The sequence below is a fragment of the Microbacterium sp. genome (assembly GCF_041641055.1).
GTDB lineage: Bacteria > Actinomycetota > Actinomycetes > Actinomycetales > Microbacteriaceae > Microbacterium.
Genome location: NZ_JBEPZB010000003.1, coordinates 156,434 through 173,032, shown reverse-complemented (window position 1 = coordinate 173,032; position 16,599 = coordinate 156,434). Strand labels below are relative to the sequence as shown.

16 protein-coding genes are annotated in these 16,599 nt (G+C 67.8%); 6 read left to right on the top strand and 10 right to left on the bottom strand.

Going from position 1 to position 16,599, the window contains the following annotated elements:
• The first annotated feature begins 40 nt into the window (after positions 1-40).
• Positions 41-799 (top strand): DUF4145 domain-containing protein, encoded by a 759-nt coding sequence (locus ACESK8_RS03325; protein WP_372967245.1) that lies wholly within the window; start codon positions 41-43, stop codon positions 797-799.
• Positions 800-1,288: 489 nt separating this feature from the next.
• Here the strand turns inward: ACESK8_RS03325 and ACESK8_RS03320 are convergent, their stop codons facing one another.
• The 5 genes from ACESK8_RS03320 to ACESK8_RS03300 all read right to left on the bottom strand — a co-directional run bounded on the left by ACESK8_RS03320 (position 1,289) and on the right by ACESK8_RS03300 (position 5,014).
• Positions 1,289-1,528, bottom strand: coding sequence for a hypothetical protein (locus ACESK8_RS03320; RefSeq protein WP_372967244.1), 240 nt, complete (start codon positions 1,526-1,528; stop codon positions 1,289-1,291).
• Between the two features lie 179 nt (positions 1,529-1,707).
• The gene (locus ACESK8_RS03315) at positions 1,708-1,989 is read right to left on the bottom strand and encodes a hypothetical protein (RefSeq protein WP_372967243.1); all 282 of its coding nucleotides are present in this window, start codon (positions 1,987-1,989) and stop codon (positions 1,708-1,710) included.
• Positions 1,986-2,774, bottom strand: coding sequence for a hypothetical protein (locus ACESK8_RS03310; RefSeq protein WP_372967242.1), 789 nt, complete (start codon positions 2,772-2,774; stop codon positions 1,986-1,988). Before ACESK8_RS03310 ends, ACESK8_RS03315 begins: the two co-directional genes overlap by 4 nt.
• A gap of 148 nt (positions 2,775-2,922) precedes the next feature.
• Positions 2,923-3,144 carry a hypothetical protein gene (locus tag ACESK8_RS03305; protein WP_372967241.1) on the bottom strand — a complete coding sequence of 74 codons (222 nt, stop codon included), beginning with the start codon at positions 3,142-3,144 and terminating at the stop codon, positions 2,923-2,925.
• A gap of 304 nt (positions 3,145-3,448) precedes the next feature.
• Positions 3,449-5,014: a recombinase family protein gene (locus ACESK8_RS03300; protein ID WP_372967240.1), complete on the bottom strand. Its 1,566-nt coding sequence runs from the start codon at positions 5,012-5,014 to the stop codon at positions 3,449-3,451.
• 19 nt (positions 5,015-5,033) lie between these two features.
• Here ACESK8_RS03300 and ettA point away from each other — a divergent pair, with 19 nt between their 5' ends.
• Both ettA and ACESK8_RS03290 read left to right on the top strand, forming a co-directional pair.
• On the top strand, positions 5,034-6,710 hold the full coding sequence (ettA, locus tag ACESK8_RS03295) for an energy-dependent translational throttle protein EttA (RefSeq protein ID WP_372967239.1): 1,677 nt from the start codon (positions 5,034-5,036) through the stop codon (positions 6,708-6,710).
• 7 nt (positions 6,711-6,717) lie between these two features.
• Positions 6,718-7,206, top strand: coding sequence for an acyl-CoA thioesterase (locus ACESK8_RS03290; RefSeq protein ID WP_372967238.1), 489 nt, complete (start codon positions 6,718-6,720; stop codon positions 7,204-7,206).
• Between the two features lie 87 nt (positions 7,207-7,293).
• On the opposite strand, the gene ACESK8_RS03285 is transcribed toward ACESK8_RS03290, so the two are convergent.
• Positions 7,294-8,181 (bottom strand): acyl-CoA thioesterase, encoded by an 888-nt coding sequence (locus tag ACESK8_RS03285; protein ID WP_372967237.1) that lies wholly within the window; start codon positions 8,179-8,181, stop codon positions 7,294-7,296.
• 51 nt (positions 8,182-8,232) lie between these two features.
• On the opposite strand from ACESK8_RS03285, the gene ACESK8_RS03280 reads away from it, so the two are divergent.
• On the top strand, positions 8,233-8,901 hold the full coding sequence (locus tag ACESK8_RS03280) for a hypothetical protein (RefSeq protein WP_060925918.1): 669 nt from the start codon (positions 8,233-8,235) through the stop codon (positions 8,899-8,901).
• Positions 8,902-8,965: 64 nt separating this feature from the next.
• Here the strand turns inward: ACESK8_RS03280 and ACESK8_RS03275 are convergent, their stop codons facing one another.
• From ACESK8_RS03275 to pepN, 4 genes are all read right to left on the bottom strand, one after another.
• Complete coding sequence (locus ACESK8_RS03275) at positions 8,966-10,624, bottom strand: FAD-binding dehydrogenase (protein WP_372967236.1); 1,659 nt, start codon at positions 10,622-10,624, stop codon at positions 8,966-8,968.
• Positions 10,621-11,070, bottom strand: coding sequence for a globin (locus ACESK8_RS03270; RefSeq protein WP_060925920.1), 450 nt, complete (start codon positions 11,068-11,070; stop codon positions 10,621-10,623). The genes ACESK8_RS03275 and ACESK8_RS03270 overlap by 4 nt, the downstream gene beginning before the upstream one ends.
• A complete protein-coding gene (locus ACESK8_RS03265; protein ID WP_372967235.1) occupies positions 11,067-12,140 on the bottom strand; it encodes a mechanosensitive ion channel family protein in 1,074 nt (357 codons plus the stop codon). Before ACESK8_RS03265 ends, ACESK8_RS03270 begins: the two co-directional genes overlap by 4 nt.
• Before the next feature lie 73 nt (positions 12,141-12,213).
• Entirely contained in the window at positions 12,214-14,766 is a 2,553-nt protein-coding gene (gene pepN, locus ACESK8_RS03260; protein ID WP_372967234.1) for an aminopeptidase N, read from the bottom strand.
• A gap of 124 nt (positions 14,767-14,890) precedes the next feature.
• Between pepN and ACESK8_RS03255 the strand changes: the two genes are divergently transcribed.
• A complete protein-coding gene (locus ACESK8_RS03255) occupies positions 14,891-16,075 on the top strand; it encodes a ferrochelatase (RefSeq protein WP_372967233.1) in 1,185 nt (394 codons plus the stop codon).
• 37 nt (positions 16,076-16,112) lie between these two features.
• Entirely contained in the window at positions 16,113-16,598 is a 486-nt protein-coding gene (locus ACESK8_RS03250; RefSeq protein WP_372967232.1) for a ribose-5-phosphate isomerase, read from the top strand.
• Position 16,599: the final 1 nt, after the last annotated feature.

The following is a 16,599-nucleotide window of genomic DNA, read 5'->3' as shown; positions in this document are numbered from 1 at the left end:
GCCTGCCAGGGGCGCAGTAACCCCCAGATAGGCTCGGGGTGTGGAGAATTTAGAGCGCTTCCAGGACTCATTCATCTGTGCGTACTGCGGTGTCATGGCGCACCAGACCAAGGCAACGCTCAAGATCGGCACGGATGACGAGAACGGCAACCTCGTACCGTTGGCGCTCACTGACGACGCCGACGTTTACGATCTGACCTCGTGGGGCATTCAGGCTCCGAGCCAGCACACGCCGCACGCGTGGGAGATTTTCAGCGACTCAGCCCAGTGGTGGGGATCGATCTGCGCGTCGTGCAAGCGGCTAACGGTCTGGCGGGAGGATGAGCGGGTGTACCCAAGAATCACGGCAGGAATCAAGCCACCGCACCCGGAGATGCCGGAGAAGGCACGAGAGCTTTACGACGAGGCGGCGGCCGTGCTCCCGACGTCGCGACGCGCTGCCGCCGCTCTCGCGCGGGCGTCGATGGAGGCGCTTCTCAAGGAGCTCGACGGGGCGCCGGGGAGGAAAAACCTCCAGGAGCGCCTCGGAGCTCTTCATTCCAAAGTCAGCCCTGAGCTATGGAAAATGCTCACCGCGCTCCGAATAGTCGGCAATGATGCTCTGCATGGGGACGACGATGAACTGGTGACGCTCTATCTCGTCGAGGAGGAGACGGGTGTAGTCCGTGCGCTGTTCGCGGCCATCAACGAGGTGGTGCACGAGCTTGTCACGCGGCCTCGGGAGTGGGAGGAGCTTTACGCTCTCATTCCCGAAAGCAAGCGCGAGGCGGCGGAGCGAGCGACGCAGAAGCGCCAGTAAGCGTGTTGTTCAAGAGTCGCGCCCCTCAGACGCCGCACGTGTACGAGGGCGGACGTGTCACCGTTGACCGAATCGCTCGGTTCGCGAACGCCCCGCAGGATGAGCAGGTCGCCGCATTGGCCGAGTTGCACGCCCGATCTTCGGCGATCACTGGCTCACATCTGGCGGCGGTCGGTGTCTTCATCGCTGCCATGGTGGCGCTCCGGTCGCTGCTCGCCTCAGTGCAAGAGGTAGGTGATCCGTTTTGGGGTGAGTGGTTCGGAATCGACCCCGAGATAACAGACGGCATTGGCTGGGGGCTGTTCTATCTGTTGGTCATGGCGGTTCTTTCCTATGGGGCGCTCAGTATGGCGCGCAACTTGCGTCAGGAGGCTCGGTCCGTTGCGTTCGCGCGGGCGTACGAGGCCGAGCTCGCTCGGCGGTACGCAGACAGAGGACGAGGGGCGCGTCGTTGGCGTGCGTCGCATCCGATCTTGTGGAGCACTCCGCCTAGGCCTGGGCGCTGAGGATCGCATCCGCGAGGGAGGCGGCGCGGGTCGCGTAGTCATCGTCGCTCTCGCCGATGACGAGGTCGAGAAGGCCAGCGGTCAGGATGGGATGGGCGCGGCGCGCGCGCTCACGCCGGAGCATAGTGCGCACGGTCACGAGCTCGGCGGCGACGGCGATGCGCGACGCTTCGGCGTGCTCGTAGGCGGCGCGGAGGTCGAGGGCGGGGGAGACAACGGTCATGATGAGCTTCCTTCGGAGAAATGAGGTGGGGCCCGCCTCCTTGACTTAACGCCGGACACTGCGGAGGAGGAGACGGACCGTTCCGCTGGTGGCTTGCCAGCGCTGGATGGTCGCCGCGCGTAGTTCCCATCTCGCCGCGACCTCTGGGCTCCCGAGAAAGGGCAGGAGCTCAGCGGCTTTTACCGGGTTGCCTTGACGATGGCGTCGGCCTCGGGAAGGTTGGCGCGCGGGGGCATCCGGAGGATGGAGCGGACGACGGCATCCGCCACGGGCTCGGCGTCCCGGATGGCCCGGTCGGTCGCGCGGCCCCTGAGGACCGCGAGCGCCGCGTGAGGCATGACACCGCGCCGGACGAGGCGGTCATACTCGGAGCGCTCTTGCTCTGAGAGTGGGTCGCGGGCGGCGGCGTTCGCGTCCGCGTCGAGTCGCTCCACGAGTACATCGATGTCGGCGGAAGTCACTGGAGGCCTCGATGAGCGCGGGCACGGTACTCCGTGACCTTCTCAGCATCAGTGAGGTCATCGCGAGCGTCGAGAGCATTGATGATGCGGAGGCGCTCCGTTCGGTCGCGCGGGAGGAGAATCTCCTCGGCGAGAAGGCCGAGCGCCTTCTCCTTGAAGTGGCTCCTGCCCGTTGGGGTTGCCTCCACGTAGCTCGCGATCTCGCGGAGGGTGTAGCTCACGCCGTTCGCCGTTGGGTCCTTGACCTGGCGGCCCATCCACCGGTTGACTTCATCGCGGGTTGTGAGCGCCGCGCGGAGGGCTGTGAGCTTCTCAGAGGCGTCCTTTTGCGCGGCGTCGCCGATAGCGGCGTACTGAGCCTTGAAGTCCTCGGAGCGGCGCCCGTTGTCGATGTGCTCGGAGAACTTTCGGACCGCGCGGTCGAGAGCGCGGTCGCTGGCCGCGACCTCGTCTGAGGCGATGCGGTAGGCGTCGATGGCCTGGTCCCAGTCCGCGCGGGAGACGCCGGGTCGAGGCTGGCGGAGCGGGTCGAGAAGATGGGGCGTCGTGAGGTCACGAGCCGTCTCGCTTGCGGCTAGCGCGGTGGTCGCCTTCGCGGCGTGAGCCGTTCGGAGCTTGATGAACTCGTCGGCGAGCTCGGCGGCTCCGTGGATGGCTGTGATGACGTAGGCCGGAGTGGTGCTGGGGTGCTGATTCATGAGGTGCCTTTCTTGGGCGGGATAGCGGGCGAGCCGTGACGAGCTCGCCGCGAAGCCGGGCGGCTTCTGGAGGGAGATACCGCCCACGACGTCAAGGGTGCTCAGCGCCGCTCATGCGCGCTAGAAACGTGCCAGCGAGCGTCTGGCGACAGGCGGCCTAGATAGGCCCGGAGAGTGACGCGTGGGTGGGTTGTGTCGGGGAGGAGACCGCCTGGGGCGGCGGTGATGCCCGCGGTTAGACGGCGAGAAGGCGGGCTGTCTCGCGGGCGACGTGCTCCAGCTTCAGAACGTCGCCGGAGCGGAGTGCGGCGTCGGCCTCGGCGGCGAGGCGCTGGCGCTGGGCGAGGAGCCGGTCGCGGTGCCAGTAGCTGCGGTGACGTGGGCTACAGAAGCGTCCAGGCTGTGCGAGGTTCGCTTCTGCCTGGCAATAGTCGCAAGTCACGATGTATCGGGTCATGAGCGCTCCAACTCGCGGCGTGATGTGACGCCGGTAGGTGAAAGAGAAGCGCCCCGCTCAACCGATAAGAGTGAAATCGGGGGCATAGAGGTAAAACTCCCTCCGAGGAGAAGACCGCCTGGGTACCCAAGTTGAAGGTGGCGAGCGCGGTGGCGCTCGGAGTGACGGAGTGACGGAAACTTCGTCACTTTCTATTACTTATTGAAGAGAGAGAGCACTCGAGGGGGAATAAGAAGTGACGAAGTGAACCGTCATTCCGTCACTACCCGCACTATGCTCGCCCCACCGGGCTCGACTCCGGCGTCTACTTGAGTCCGTGGTATTCCGGCGACTCCTCCGGCGACGGCTTGAGACGCCCGACGAGCCGGGTCTCAGCGCCGGGGTAGCGCATCTCGAAGTGGTCATAGAAGCGCTCTAGGAGCCCACGCCGGGCGTCCAGGTCGGCCATCGCCCAGACGGAGCTCCACGGGATGCCGAGCTCGCGATAGGTGACCGTCCGCTCCACGGGGAGGGCCTGAAGCCGGTCGCGCTCGGCCTGGAGGGGCGTGAGCTCGCCGACGAGGGCCATGATGTCCGCGCCGGGCTCAGCCATGGCCGACGTGAGGGAGCGGATGCGCTCGGTGACCATGGCGACGGAGTCGGCGACCTCGGGAGCGCCCAGGGACTCGACGCGCTCGACGGCCTGGAGCTTGCCGAACGCTCCCAGGAAGTCCTCGGTGATCGCCTCCTCGACGGCGGACGCCTGGAGCGACTGGCCAGGACAGTCGACGCGCCCGATGCTCTTGGCGGAGCATCGGTAATAGGTGTAGCTCGCCGAGGTCAGGACGTAGGCCTTGGCCCCGCATTGGCAGAAGACGAGGCCGGAGCCGAGCCGGGCAGCCTTCCGCTTGCGCTGGGAGCCTCGGCCCTGACCTCGGGGGAAGCGCTCGTGGAGCGCCGCGAAGGTCGCCGCCGAGAGGACCGGCTCGAAGGCTTGGAGCGGGTTACCGTCCTCGGCCAGTACGTAGGAGCCCTGGCGGCCTCGGCTCTCGTGGGAGTGAGTGCCCCGGGCGATGCGGCCCGTGATGCTCGGAGTCTGGAGGGCGGCCACAAGGTTCCCGACGCCCCAGAAGCCCGAGGCGAGGCCCTCGATCGGCTCGCCCTTGACGAGAGCTCGGCGGGCCTCGCCCCGAGGCGTCGGGATGCCGCGCCGTGTGAGGTCATTGGCGACGGAGGTGGCGGACTCTCCGGCGAGAAGGCGCTCGGCGGCCTCGCGGATGACGGCGGCCTCCGTCGGGTCGACGACGAGGGTGCGGCCAGCGCCGGACGGATGCGGGGCGGAGCGATAGCCCCACGGGGGCACGCCTCGGCCAGAGAAGCGGCCCTGGGCCTGGAGTTGGTGGATGGAGCGCTTGCGACGTGAGACCATGACGTCGCGCTCACTGCGGGCCATCTCGGAGCTCAGTGCGTAGCGGAGCCTCCAGTCGGAGCCGGAGTCGGAGCGGATGCCCTCGCGGGCGAAGTAGGCGAGCGGGCGGATGCCGTGGCCGCGCCGGGCTTGCTCCTCGCGGGCGTCGATGACGCGGATGACCTCGGCGTCCTCGCCGATACCCATACGCGAGTAGCGGTCGACGGAGTAGGCGGCGAGGACGTCGGCCTCGCCCTCGCGGAGCATACGGAGGGCCTCGTCGGCGTTGGCTCGGCGTTTACCACCGGAGAGGCCCTCGTCGACGAAGGTGGCGACGACGTCCCAGCCCTCGCGCTCGGCGAGCGCTCCCAGGTCCTCACTCTGGCCGATGAGCGACGTGGACTCTAATGTCTGTCGCGAGAGGCGCTGATAGAGAACGGCGCGCGGTCGCGTAGGCTGGGGTGAGTTTTGTCCGTCGGTCACGTTTTTGAGGATAGGTCATATGGAATACATCTACTCGATGGTTCGTGCACGTAAGGCGGTGGGCGAGAAGCTCATCCTCGATGACGTCACGATGGCGTTCCTCCCCGGTGCCAAGATCGGCATGGTGGGTCCGAACGGCGCCGGTAAGTCGACGATCCTCAAGATCATGGCCGGCCTGGACACGCCGTCCAACGGCGAGGCCAAGCTCGCTCCCGGCTACTCGGTCGGAATCCTCATGCAGGAGCCCGAGCTCGACGAGACGAAGACGGTGCTGGAGAACGTCCAGGACGGCATCGCGATCAAGGCGAAGGTCGACCGCTTCAACGAGATCTCCATGCTGATGGCGGACCCCGACGCGGACTTCGACTCTCTCCTCGCCGAGATGGGAACCCTCCAGGAGGAGATCGACGCCGCGGACGGCTGGGACCTCGACTCGCAGCTGGAGCAGGCCATGGATGCACTGCGCACCCCACCGGGCGACGCGGCGATCGCACCGCTCTCCGGTGGTGAGAAGCGTCGTGTCGCACTCGCCAAGCTGCTGCTCCAGAAGCCCGACCTGCTGCTGCTCGACGAGCCGACCAACCACCTCGACGCAGAGAGCGTGCTGTGGCTCGAGCAGCACCTCCAGGCGTACAAGGGTGCAGTCATCGCCATCACCCACGACCGGTACTTCCTCGACCACGTCGCCGAGTGGATCGCCGAGGTCGACCGCGGCCGGCTGATCGGCTACGAGGGCAACTACTCGACGTACCTGGAGAAGAAGGGCGAACGCCTCGAGATCCAGGGCAAGAAGGACGCCAAGCTCGCCAAGCGCCTCAAGGAGGAACTGGAGTGGGTGCGCTCGAGCGCGAAGGGCCGCCAGACCAAGTCCAAGGCGCGTCTGGCCCGATACGAGGAGATGGCGACCGAGGCGGAGCGGACCCGGAAGCTGGACTTCGAGGAGATCCAGATCCCCGCCGGTCCTCGCCTGGGCAGCATCGTCATCGACGCGAAGAACCTCAAGAAGGGCTTCGACGGCCGTTCGCTGATCGATGGACTCAGCTTCAACCTGCCGCCGAACGGCATCGTCGGCGTCATCGGCCCGAACGGTGTGGGTAAGACCACCCTGTTCAAGACGATCGTGGGCCTCGAGCCGCTCGACGGGGGAGACCTCAAGATCGGCGAGACCGTCAAGATCAGTTACGTCGACCAGTCGCGCTCGAACATCGACCCCGACAAGACGCTGTGGGAGGTCGTGTCTGACGGACTCGACTTCATCACCGTCGGCAAGACCGAGATCCCGTCGCGCGCGTACGTCTCCAAGTTCGGCTTCAAGGGACCGGACCAGCAGAAGAAGGCCGGTGTGCTCTCCGGTGGTGAGCGCAACCGTCTCAACCTCGCGCTGACGCTCAAGGAGGGCGGCAACCTCCTGCTTCTCGATGAGCCCACCAACGACCTCGACGTCGAGACCCTCAGCTCGCTCGAGAACGCCCTGCTCGAGTTCCCGGGTTGCGCTGTGGTCATCACGCACGACCGGTGGTTCCTCGACCGCATCGCGACGCACATCCTCGCCTACGAGGGCACCGACGAGAAGCCCGACCAGTGGTACTGGTTCGAGGGCAACTTCGAGGCATACGAGGAGAACAAGATCCAGCGCCTCGGCGCGGACGCGGCGAAGCCGCACCGCTCGACGCACCGCAAGCTCACCCGCGACTGAGCATCCGATGTCCGACCTGACACCGGGACCCCGCCTGCACATCCCGATCCACCTCCGCTGGGGCGATCTGGATGCGTTCAACCACGTCAACAACACCTCGATGCTGAAGCTGCTCGAGGAGGCGCGCGTGCGCGCGTTCTGGCGTGCGGGGCCCGGTGAGCAGGCACCGTCCACAGCAGTTCTCGACTCCGGTATCGACGAAGGCGTCCTCACGCTCATCGCCCGCCAGGAGATCGAGTACCTCGCCCCGGTGCCCTACCAGCGTCGGCCGCTCGAAGTGCAGATGTGGTTCGGCAAGCTCGGCGGATCGAGCGTGGAGGTCTGCTACGAAGTGCACAACGACCCCGAGGCCGAGCCGCGCACCATCTACGCCCGCTCCACCGCGATCATCGTGCTCGTCGACGCTCAGACGGGGCGGCCGACGAGGCTCACCCCGGAGATGCGCGACGCGTGGGAGCCGTACGTCGGTCCGTCGATCGAGTACTCGCACCGCTGACAGATCCCGAGTTCGCGTCCAGCACGAGCAGGCGCGAGCGCCGGCTCGCGGGCGTGATCGCCGCTTCGCAGGCGGCGCCGCGGCCCGTCACTCCGAGGTCGGAACCCGCACCATGATCTCCTGGGCGACGGATGCCACGAGGTCGCCGTCCCTGGTGAAGATACGGCCCTGCGCGAGGCCCCGACCACCGCGCGCGTTCGGCGATTCCTGCATGTAGAGCAGCCACTCGTCGACGCGGGCAGGGCGGTGCCACCACATCGCATGGTCGAGGCTCGCGACCTTCAGGCCGGGGAGGCTCCAGTGCAGCCCGTGAGCCCGCAGGATCGACTCCTGGATCGTCATGTCGCTCAGGTACGCGAGAGCCGCCCTGTGCACGCGCTGGTCATCGGGCAGCGGGGCACGCAGCCGCATCCACACGCCCTGCTGAGGGACCTTCGCATCGTCGCTCGGCAGGAACAGCGGCGACTCCACATGCCGCACGTCGGCGGCGCGATCGCTCAGCATCCGCGCGACTCCGGGCGGGAGCCCCTCGACTCGCTCCTCGTCGGGGAGAAGGGACTCAGGAGAGGGCACCCCATCCGGCATCGCCGCCGCGTGCTCCACACCGGGGCCGTGATCCTGGAAGGAGGCGATCATCGAGAAGATCGGGACGCCGTTCTGATACGCCTGCGATCGGCGCGTCGAGAACGAACGACCGTCATGGATCCGGTCCACGGCGATCGTGATGCCCTGGCTCGCATCGCCGGGCCGGAGGAAGTAGCCGTGCATCGAATGCACGGCGCGGTCCTCGGGGAGCGTCCGTTCCGCAGCGAGCAGACTCTGGGCCAGCACCTGACCGCCGTAGATCCGGCCGGAGGGCATCGGGTGCGAGGAGCCCGTGAAGATGTCCTCGGTGGTCCGTGCCTGCGTCGAATCGAGATCGAGCACGTCGAGCAACTGCTCCACGGTGCGGATCGCGTGTGCGTCGGGGGTCATGGATTCCTTCCCGCGACTGCGAGCGCCGCTTGCATTGCTAGTTTAGAGGGTGTGCCCCACCAGCTCCTCCTCGCCGATCCCGAGACGTCCAAGGACGTCCTGACCTTCCTGGGGCGGGCCACGCGCATCTCCGACGAGGGAGTCCGGCTGCAGGCCGCGCAGGGCGTTCTCGCGCTCACCGGCGCGGCCCTCGCCCCGCATGGACTGTTCGATCAGACGCCGACCGTGCTGGCCATGCGGATCGTGCACGCGGACCCCGAACTGGAATGCGACATCGTCGTCTCGGAACTCACACCCACCGACGACCCCCTCGCGCTCACCCTGCCCGACACCGGGCTCTCACCGGCGTGGGCGGGCGTCGCGCCGCCCCGCGGTGCCTGGCAGCCGGAGTCGACGCTTCCCGCCTCGGTCATCGCGCAGCGGGCCCAGTGGGGAATCAGCGCGGTGGCGCGCGGGGCGACGCCGGGCGCGGGCGAGGAAGCCGTGCGCGCTCTGCGGGCCGCGATCTGGGGCGAACCCGACGACGACCTGGGCGGCCTGCCGCGCGGGGTCGCCTTCGCGGCCGATGCCTTCGGATTCATCTCCGGCGAGGAGGACGTCCCCGTGATGAGGTCGGGTCGCTGGACACGCCTCGCGTTCCGTCGGGGACACGTCCTCGCTCGCGGACCGGTCGCGACCGGGCTGACCGCAGTGCGAGGAACCGGCACCACCGGCGAGTGACCCGTCGGAGGGTGATCGGGCGGGCGAACAGGCGGAGAGCGAGACGCAGGTCCCGCGCCCCCGGTCAGCGCGCCGCGGCGCGTCCTGCCTGACGTCCCGAGAAGAGGCATCCGCCGAGGAAGGTGCCCTCGAGCGCGCGATAGCCGTGCACGCCGCCGCCGCCGAAGCCGCTGGCCTCGCCGGCTGCGTACAGGCCTGGGATCGGCTCTCCGTCGCTGCCCAGGGCGCGGCCGTCGAGATCCGTGGTGATCCCCCCGAGCGACTTGCGGGTGAGCACATGGAGCTTCACCGCGATGAGGGGGCCGGCAGCCGGATCCTGCAGCCGATGCGGAGCGGCGGTGCGGATCAGCTTGTCGCCCCGATACCCGCGCATCGAGCGGAGCATCCCGATCTGCGCGTCCTTGGTGAACTCATTGTCCATCTCGAGATCCCTGGCCACGACTTCACGTCGCACGTGATCGATGTCCAGCACCTCGCCGCCGGGGTGGCGCTGCATCTGCTCGAGCAGCGACTCGAGGTCCGTCTCGACGATGAAGTCCTCGCCCTCGTCGAGGAACGCCTGCACCGGCCCCGTCGGCCCCTTGGCGAGTCGTGACTTCAGCAGCAGCCCGACGTCCTTGCCCGTGAGGTCGGGATTCTGTTCGCTGCCGGACAGCGCGAACTCCTTCTCCACGATCTGCCGGGAGGTGACGAACCACGAGTGGTCGTGTCCGGTCGCGCGCAGGTGGGCCAGGGTACCCAGCGTGTCGAAGCCGGGGAACAGCGGCACCGGAAGTCTCCTGCCGGTCGCGTCCAGCCACAGGGAGGAAGGACCGGGAAGGATGCGGATGCCGTGCGACGGCCACACGGGATCCCAGTTCTTGATGCCTTCGACGTAGTGCCACATACGGTCACCGTTGATCAGCCGCGCACCGGCGGCGGCGGCGACGCTGTGCATCGACCCGTCCACGTAGGCGGGCACACCCGTGAGCATCTGCGCCGGGGGAGTGCCCAGGCGCTCGGGCCAGGCGGCGCGTACGAGGTCGTGATTGCCGCCGATGCCGCCCGACGACACGATCGTCGCGCCTGCGGTGATCTCGAACTCGCCGATCGTCTCGCGCGACGATTCGACGCCGCGTGCGGCCGGACTCGATTCCAGGATGTCGCCTCGGGCGCCCGTCACGGCGCCGTCCGTCGTGACCAGCTCGGTCACCCGGTGTCGGGGCAGGATCGTGATCCGGCCCTCGCGTTCGCCCTGCTCCACGGCGGCGACGAACGGGGCGACGACCCCCGGGCCGGTGCCCCAGGTGATGTGGAAACGCGGGACCGAGTTGCCGGGGCCGAGAGCTCCGTAGCCCCCTCGCTCGGCCCAGCCGACCACGGGGAAGAAGCTCACGCCGCGCTCACGGAGCCAGGCGCGTTTCTCACCCGCGGCGAACTCCAGGTACGCCTCGGCCCAGCGCCGCGGCCAGTGATCCTCCGGCCGGTCGAAACCGGCGGTGCCGAACCAGTCCTGCGTCGCGAGAGCCAGGGAGTCTCGGATGCCCATCCGGCGCTGCTCGGGCGAGTCGATGAGGAAGAGTCCTCCGAAAGACCACCATGCCTGTCCGCCGAGGTTCGTACGCGGCTCCTGATCCACCAGGATGACTCGGCGCCCTGCCTCCAGTGCCTCGCTCGCGGCGACGAGACCCGCGAGTCCCCATCCGATGACCAGGACATCTGCAGACAGGGGCGTGGTCGTCATGTGCTCTCCGTTGATTCCTGACGTGATCGGGTCTCGAGCGTCGGGCGTCCTGCCGAGGGAGTGCCGATGCCGGACGGCTCGAATGAGTTCACCATGGCATACGCGGCGCGCTCGAGATAGTCCCAGAGCGTCGATTCGTGCAGTGGCGACAACTGCGCCTCGTCCACGGCGGTTCGCATGTGACGGAGCCACCTGTCGCGCGCGTCGGGATCGACATGGAAGGGCATGTGCCGCATCCGAAGCCGAGGGTGACCGCGGGTCTCGCCGTACGTGGTGGGGCCGCCCCAGTACTGCTCCAGGAACATCAGGAGGCGCTCCTCGGCCGGCCCGAGGTCCTCTTCCGGGTACATGGGCTTGAGCACCGGGTCGAGAGCCACTTCGCGGTAGAAGACCGAGACGATCTTCGCGAACGTCTCGCGACCGCCGACCTCGTCGTAGAACGTCACTTCTGCGGACCTCCGTCGTCATTGGTCTTCTTGCGGCGCCAGATCCCGCGATCAGGGATCACCGGGACGCCGGTGACGGCGTTCGGTCGCGTCTTGGGCGGGTTGGCGCCGCGGACACGTCGGGCGCCGTCGAGTCCGGTGGGGATCACGGTCGTCATGCTGGGGACGGAGATCTCGTTCTCGATCATGGCCGCACGCAGGCGCTTGCGCAGCTCCTGGGCGACGTCGTCCTTCGCGTTGGCACGGGCCTTGATGACCAGGCGGACGACGAGGGCGTCGCCGCCGACCGACTCGAGCCCCCAGAGCTCCGGCTTCTCGATGATGCGGGTACGCCACTTCGGATCCTTGGCGAGGCCCTGCGCGGTGTCGAGCATGATCTGCTCGACCTTGTCGAGGTCGGCATCCACGGGAACGCCGAGGTCGATGATGGCGCGCGCCCAGCCCTGCGACATGTTCCCGATCCGGGTCACCTCGCCGTTGCGGACGTACCAGAGTGTGCCGTTCACGTCGCGGACCTGGGTGATGCGCACACTGACGTACTCCACGACACCGGTGGCAAGGCCCAGATCGACGACGTCGCCGATGCCGATCTGGTCTTCGGCGACGATGAACATGCCGTTCAGAACGTCCTTGACGATGTTCTGCGCACCGAAGCCGAGACCGGCACCGACAGCGGCGGTGAGCAGGGTGAGAGAGCCGATCAGACTGTTGTCGAGGGCATTCACCACGAGGACGGCGGCGATCACCACGAGCATCACGTTGACGATGTTCTGCAGGATCGTGCCGAGGGTGCGCGTCCGCTGGACGAGGCGCATGTCGGCGAGGGGCGAACGTTCCAGAGCCTGCGTGTCGTCGACCGCGGCCTTGTTCTTGGCCGTATCGACGATGCGGTGCACGACGCGGCGGATCACCACGCGCAGGACCAGCGCGATGAGCACGCAGGACGCGATGATGATGGCGACCTGGATCGCCTTGCCCCCGACGACGGTGAGCACGCCGAGGATGTCAGCCCACCATTTGGGCAGTTCGGTCACGACAGGGGGAGGAGTGGTATCGAATGGCACGATCATCCCCTCCAGAGTAGCGATCAGGCCTCTGCGCGGGCTGAGCGCACCACGCAGAGGCCTGATCTCGGAACGGGTCTCAGTCCTCCGCGTCGCGGGACTGGGCCGCGAGCGACCGCTCGACGTCCGCCAGGTTCTCGAGCACGAGTCGGCGCAGCGCGGGAGCGGCATCCTGATTGGCCGACAGCCACGCGCGGGTCGCGTCGCGGAGCTCGACGTCGGCGATCGCGGTCGGGAACAGCCCGACGATCAGGTACTGGGCGATCTGGTACGTGCGGGACTCCCAGATCGGCAGCAGCATGTCGAAGTACGCGGGTACGAACTCGCGCAGCGCCTCGGCACCGGCCGGATGCACGAATCCGAGGGCCGCCGAGCGCACGATCGTGTTGGGTGCGTCGTCGCGCTCGATGAGAGACGCCCAGGCCGCCTTCTTCGACGCGGAGTCGGGAAGGGCCGCGCGAGCCTGGGCAGCGAACTCGCTGCCCTTCGACGTGTTGTCGGCGGCGAGGGCCGCGTCGATGGCCCCGGCATCCGTGGCGCCGATCGTGGCGAGACCGACCAGCAGCTGCCAGTTCAGGTCGGCGTCGATCTCGAGTCCGGGGAGCGTCTCCTCGCCGGAGCGCAGCCGCCCGACGATGCCGGCGTGCTCGGGCGTGACCAAGGCGTTCGCGAAGGCTGTCACGAACTGGAGTTGGCTGTCGCTGCCCGAATCCGCGGACTCCGCGAGGTTCCACAGGCCGTCGGCGACCTTCTGTCGCGCGGCGAGGCGCGCCTCGGGCCTGACGTAGAGGGTCGCGGCCGTGCGCAGCTGCGCCAGGGTGGTGCGCACCGTCGTCGACTCTGTCTCGCGTCCGATGTTGCCGAGCACGAGGTCGATGTAGTCGGACGCGGCGGTCTCGGCGTCGCGGGTCTGATCCCAGGCCGCACCCCAGACGAGCGAACGGGCCAGCGGGTCGCTGATGTCGGCCAGATGAGCGATCGCGGTCGCCAGCGAGCGCTCGTCGAGACGGATCTTCGCGTAGGCGAGGTCCTCGTCGTTGAGCAGCACCAGGTCGGGGCGCTTGTGACCGTGCAGCTCGGGGACCTCCGTCCGGTCGCCGTCGACGTCGACCTCCTCGTAGTGCGTGCGCACGAGAGCGCCGTCCTGGAGATTGTAGAAGCCGATGCCGAGACGGTGCGGGCGGATCGTCGGGTAGTCGGCGGGCGCGGTCTGCGTCACCGCGAAGCGCGAGATCGTGCCGTCGGCGTCCTCGGCGATGACCGGCTCGAGCGTGTTCACGCCCGCGGTCTCGAGCCACTTCTTCGACCAGGTGCTGAGATCACGGCCGCTGGTGGCCTCGAGCTCGGTGAGCAGGTCGCTGAGCTCGGTGTTGCCCCACGAGTGCTTCTGGAAGTACTGCGAGACGCCGGCGAAGAACGCTTCGATGCCCACCCAGGCCGCGAGCTGCTTGAGGACCGAGCCGCCCTTCGCGTAGGTGATGCCGTCGAAGTTCACCTGCACGTCTTCGAGGTCGTTGATCTCGGCGACGATGGGGTGGGTCGAGGGCAGCTGGTCCTGGCGGTACGCCCAGGTCTTCTCCATGGCGTTGAACGTCGTCCACGCCTCGGTCCACTCGGTCGCCTCGGCGGTCGCGATGGTCGACGCCCATTCGGCGAACGACTCGTTCAGCCACAGGTCGTTCCACCACTTCATGGTGACGAGGTCGCCGAACCACATGTGCGCGAGCTCGTGCAGGATCGTCACGACGCGACGCTCCTTGACGGCGTCGGTCACCTTGCTGCGGAAGACGTACGTCTCGGTGAACGTGACGGCCCCGGCGTTCTCCATCGCTCCTGCGTTGAATTCGGGGACGAAGAGCTGGTCGTACTTCGCGAACGGGTACGGCACGCCGAACTTCGACTCGAAGTACGCGAAGCCCTCGCGCGTCTTGTCGAAGATGTAGTCGGCGTCGAGGTGCTGCCACAGGCTCTTGCGACCGTAGACGCCGAGCGGGATCACGCGGCCGGAGGCGCTGGTGAGCTCGGAGAAGGTCGACTCGTACGGACCGGCGACGAGCGCCGTGATGTACGACGAGATGCGCGGCGTCGGCTCGAAGCCCCAGGTGGCGACGGTGTCGTCGTCATGCACGATGGGCTCGGGCGTGGGGGAGTTGGAGACGACCTTCCACGACGCCGGCGCGGTCACGGTGAACTGGAACGTCGCCTTGAGGTCGGGCTGCTCGAACACGGCGAAGACGCGTCGAGAGTCCGGCACCTCGAACTGGGAGTAGAGGTAGACCTCGCCGTCGACGGGGTCGACGAAGCGGTGCAGTCCCTCGCCCGTGTTCGTGTAGAGGCAGTCGGCATCGACCACGAGGACGTTCTCGGCCTGCAGGCCGGACAGCGCGATGCGCGAGTCGGCGAAGACCTGCTCGGGATCGAGCTGCTCGCCGTTCAGCGAGATCTCCCGGACCTCGCGGGCGATCAGGTCGATGAAGGTGAAGCTCTCCGGCGTCGCGGTGAAGCGCACGACGCTGCGGGAGCCGAAGACCTCGGCGCCCTTCGTCAGGTCGAGCGAGACCTCGTACGACTGGGTGTCGATGACGTCACGGCGCTCCTGCGCTTCGATGCGGGTGAGGTTCTCTCCAGGCACAGCTGTACTCCCAGGGGTGAGGGGATGCTGCCGCAACCCAGCGCAGTTGGCGCCCACGGCAACCATGACAGCCTACGCCAGCACGGCGGCCTGTCTCACGTCAGGAAGGTGAAAGGATGGAGGGGTGACCGCGATCGAGCCGAACCACGTCCTCTTTGCCTCTCCCGCCGCTGCCCAGGGCGCACCCTATGTGTCGACGCCCACGGCGTACGACGGCATCCTTCTCGCCGGGTTCGGAGGGCCCGAGGGCCAGGACGACGTCATCCCGTTCCTGCGCAACGTGACCCGCGGCCGCGGCATCCCCGACGAGCGTCTGGAAGAGGTCGCGCATCACTACCGGCACTTCGGCGGCGTGAGCCCGATCAACGGCCAGAACCGCATCCTCAAGGAGGCGCTCGAAGGTGAGCTGGCCCGTCGCGGCATCGATCTGCCGGTCTACTGGGGCAACCGCAATTGGAGCCCGTACCTCGAAGAGGTCGTGACCGAGGCTGCGGCCGACGGCAACACGACGCTGCTCGCCTTCGCCACCAGCGCCTACAGCTCCTTCTCGAGCTGCCGTCAGTACCGTGAGGACTTCGCGCGTGTGCTTCAGGAGACCGACCTCGGCGAGACGGTGACGATCGACAAGATCCGCCCGTTCTACGACCACCCCGGCTTCGTCGAGTCGTTCGAGACCGGCGTGCGTGACGCCGTGCAGGCGTTCCTCGACCAGGGCATCGAGCCCGCCGAGATCCAGATCCTGTTCTCGACGCACAGCATCCCGACCGCGGATGCCGAGCGCTCCGGCGCTCGCGACATCGACTGGGGCGAGGGAGGCGCGTACGCCGCTCAGCATCTCGCGGTCGCCGCGTGGGTCATGGACCGCGTCAGGGAGAGCATCCCCGCGGCATCCGACGTGTCGTGGGAGCTGGTGTACCAGTCCCGTTCCGGCCCCGCCTCGCAGCCGTGGCTGGAACCCGACGTGTGCGATGTCATCGGCGAGCTCCCCGAGCGGGGTCGCAAGGCCGTCGCCGTCGTCCCGGTCGGATTCATGAGCGATCACATGGAAGTGCTCTGGGACCTCGACACCGAGGCCGCCGAGGCCGCGGAGGAGGCGGGTCTCGCCTTCACGCGCACGCCGACGCCCGGCGTCGCGCCGTCGTTCGTGACCGGCATCGTCGATCTCATCGTGGAGCGCCTCGAAGGCCGCCCCAACGAGGAGCGCCCCCATGTGACGCCGCTGCCCGGCGCTTTCGACGTGTGCCGCCCCGGCTGCTGCGAGAACGTCAGAGCCGGCTTCAAGCCCGCCGCGGCCGGCGTGGCTCCCTGAGTTCCCGCTGTCCCTGCAGACTTCTAGGATTGAGCGCATGCGCATCCATATCGCCACCGATCACGCGGGTCTCGACTTCTCGACGCAGCTGCAGGACCATCTGCGCGGCGCCGGTCACGACGTCGTGGACCACGGACCGATCGAGTACGACGCCCTCGACGACTACCCCGCGTTCTGCATCCGCGCCGCCCAGGCGGTCGTCGCCGACCAGGCAGCAGGCGTCGAGACGCTGGGTGTCGTGTTCGGGGGCTCGGGCAACGGCGAGCAGATCGCGGCGAACAAGGTCAAGGGAGTCCGCGCCGCACTCGTGTGGAACACGTCGACGGCCGAGCTCGCGCGTCAGCACAACGACGCGAACGTGATCTCGATCGGCGCACGGCAGCACACCTTCGACGAGGTCACCTCGTTCATCGACACCTTCATCGCGACCCCGTTCTCGCAGGATGAGCGGCATGTGCGCCGCATCGGCCAGATCGCGGACTTCGAACGCGACGGCTCCCTCCTCCCGGATCCGCGGGCCTGAG

Bases quoted from the DNA above. Each gene is read 5' to 3' on its own strand.
- ACESK8_RS03320 (WP_372967244.1), bottom strand. From the start codon at position 1,528: ATGACCGTTGTCTCCCCCGCCCTCGACCTCCGCGCCGCCTACGAGCAC.
- ACESK8_RS03305 (WP_372967241.1), bottom strand. From the start codon at position 3,144: ATGACCCGATACATCGTGACTTGCGACTATTGCCAGGCAGAAGCGAAC.
- ettA (WP_372967239.1), top strand. From the start codon at position 5,034: ATGGAATACATCTACTCGATGGTTCGTGCACGTAAGGCGGTGGGCGAG.
- ACESK8_RS03290 (WP_372967238.1), top strand. From the start codon at position 6,718: ATGTCCGACCTGACACCGGGACCCCGCCTGCACATCCCGATCCACCTC.
- ACESK8_RS03285 (WP_372967237.1), bottom strand. From the start codon at position 8,181: ATGACCCCCGACGCACACGCGATCCGCACCGTGGAGCAGTTGCTCGAC.
- ACESK8_RS03275 (WP_372967236.1), bottom strand. From the start codon at position 10,624: ATGACGACCACGCCCCTGTCTGCAGATGTCCTGGTCATCGGATGGGGA.
- ACESK8_RS03265 (WP_372967235.1), bottom strand. From the start codon at position 12,140: ATGATCGTGCCATTCGATACCACTCCTCCCCCTGTCGTGACCGAACTG.
- ACESK8_RS03250 (WP_372967232.1), top strand. From the start codon at position 16,113: ATGCGCATCCATATCGCCACCGATCACGCGGGTCTCGACTTCTCGACG.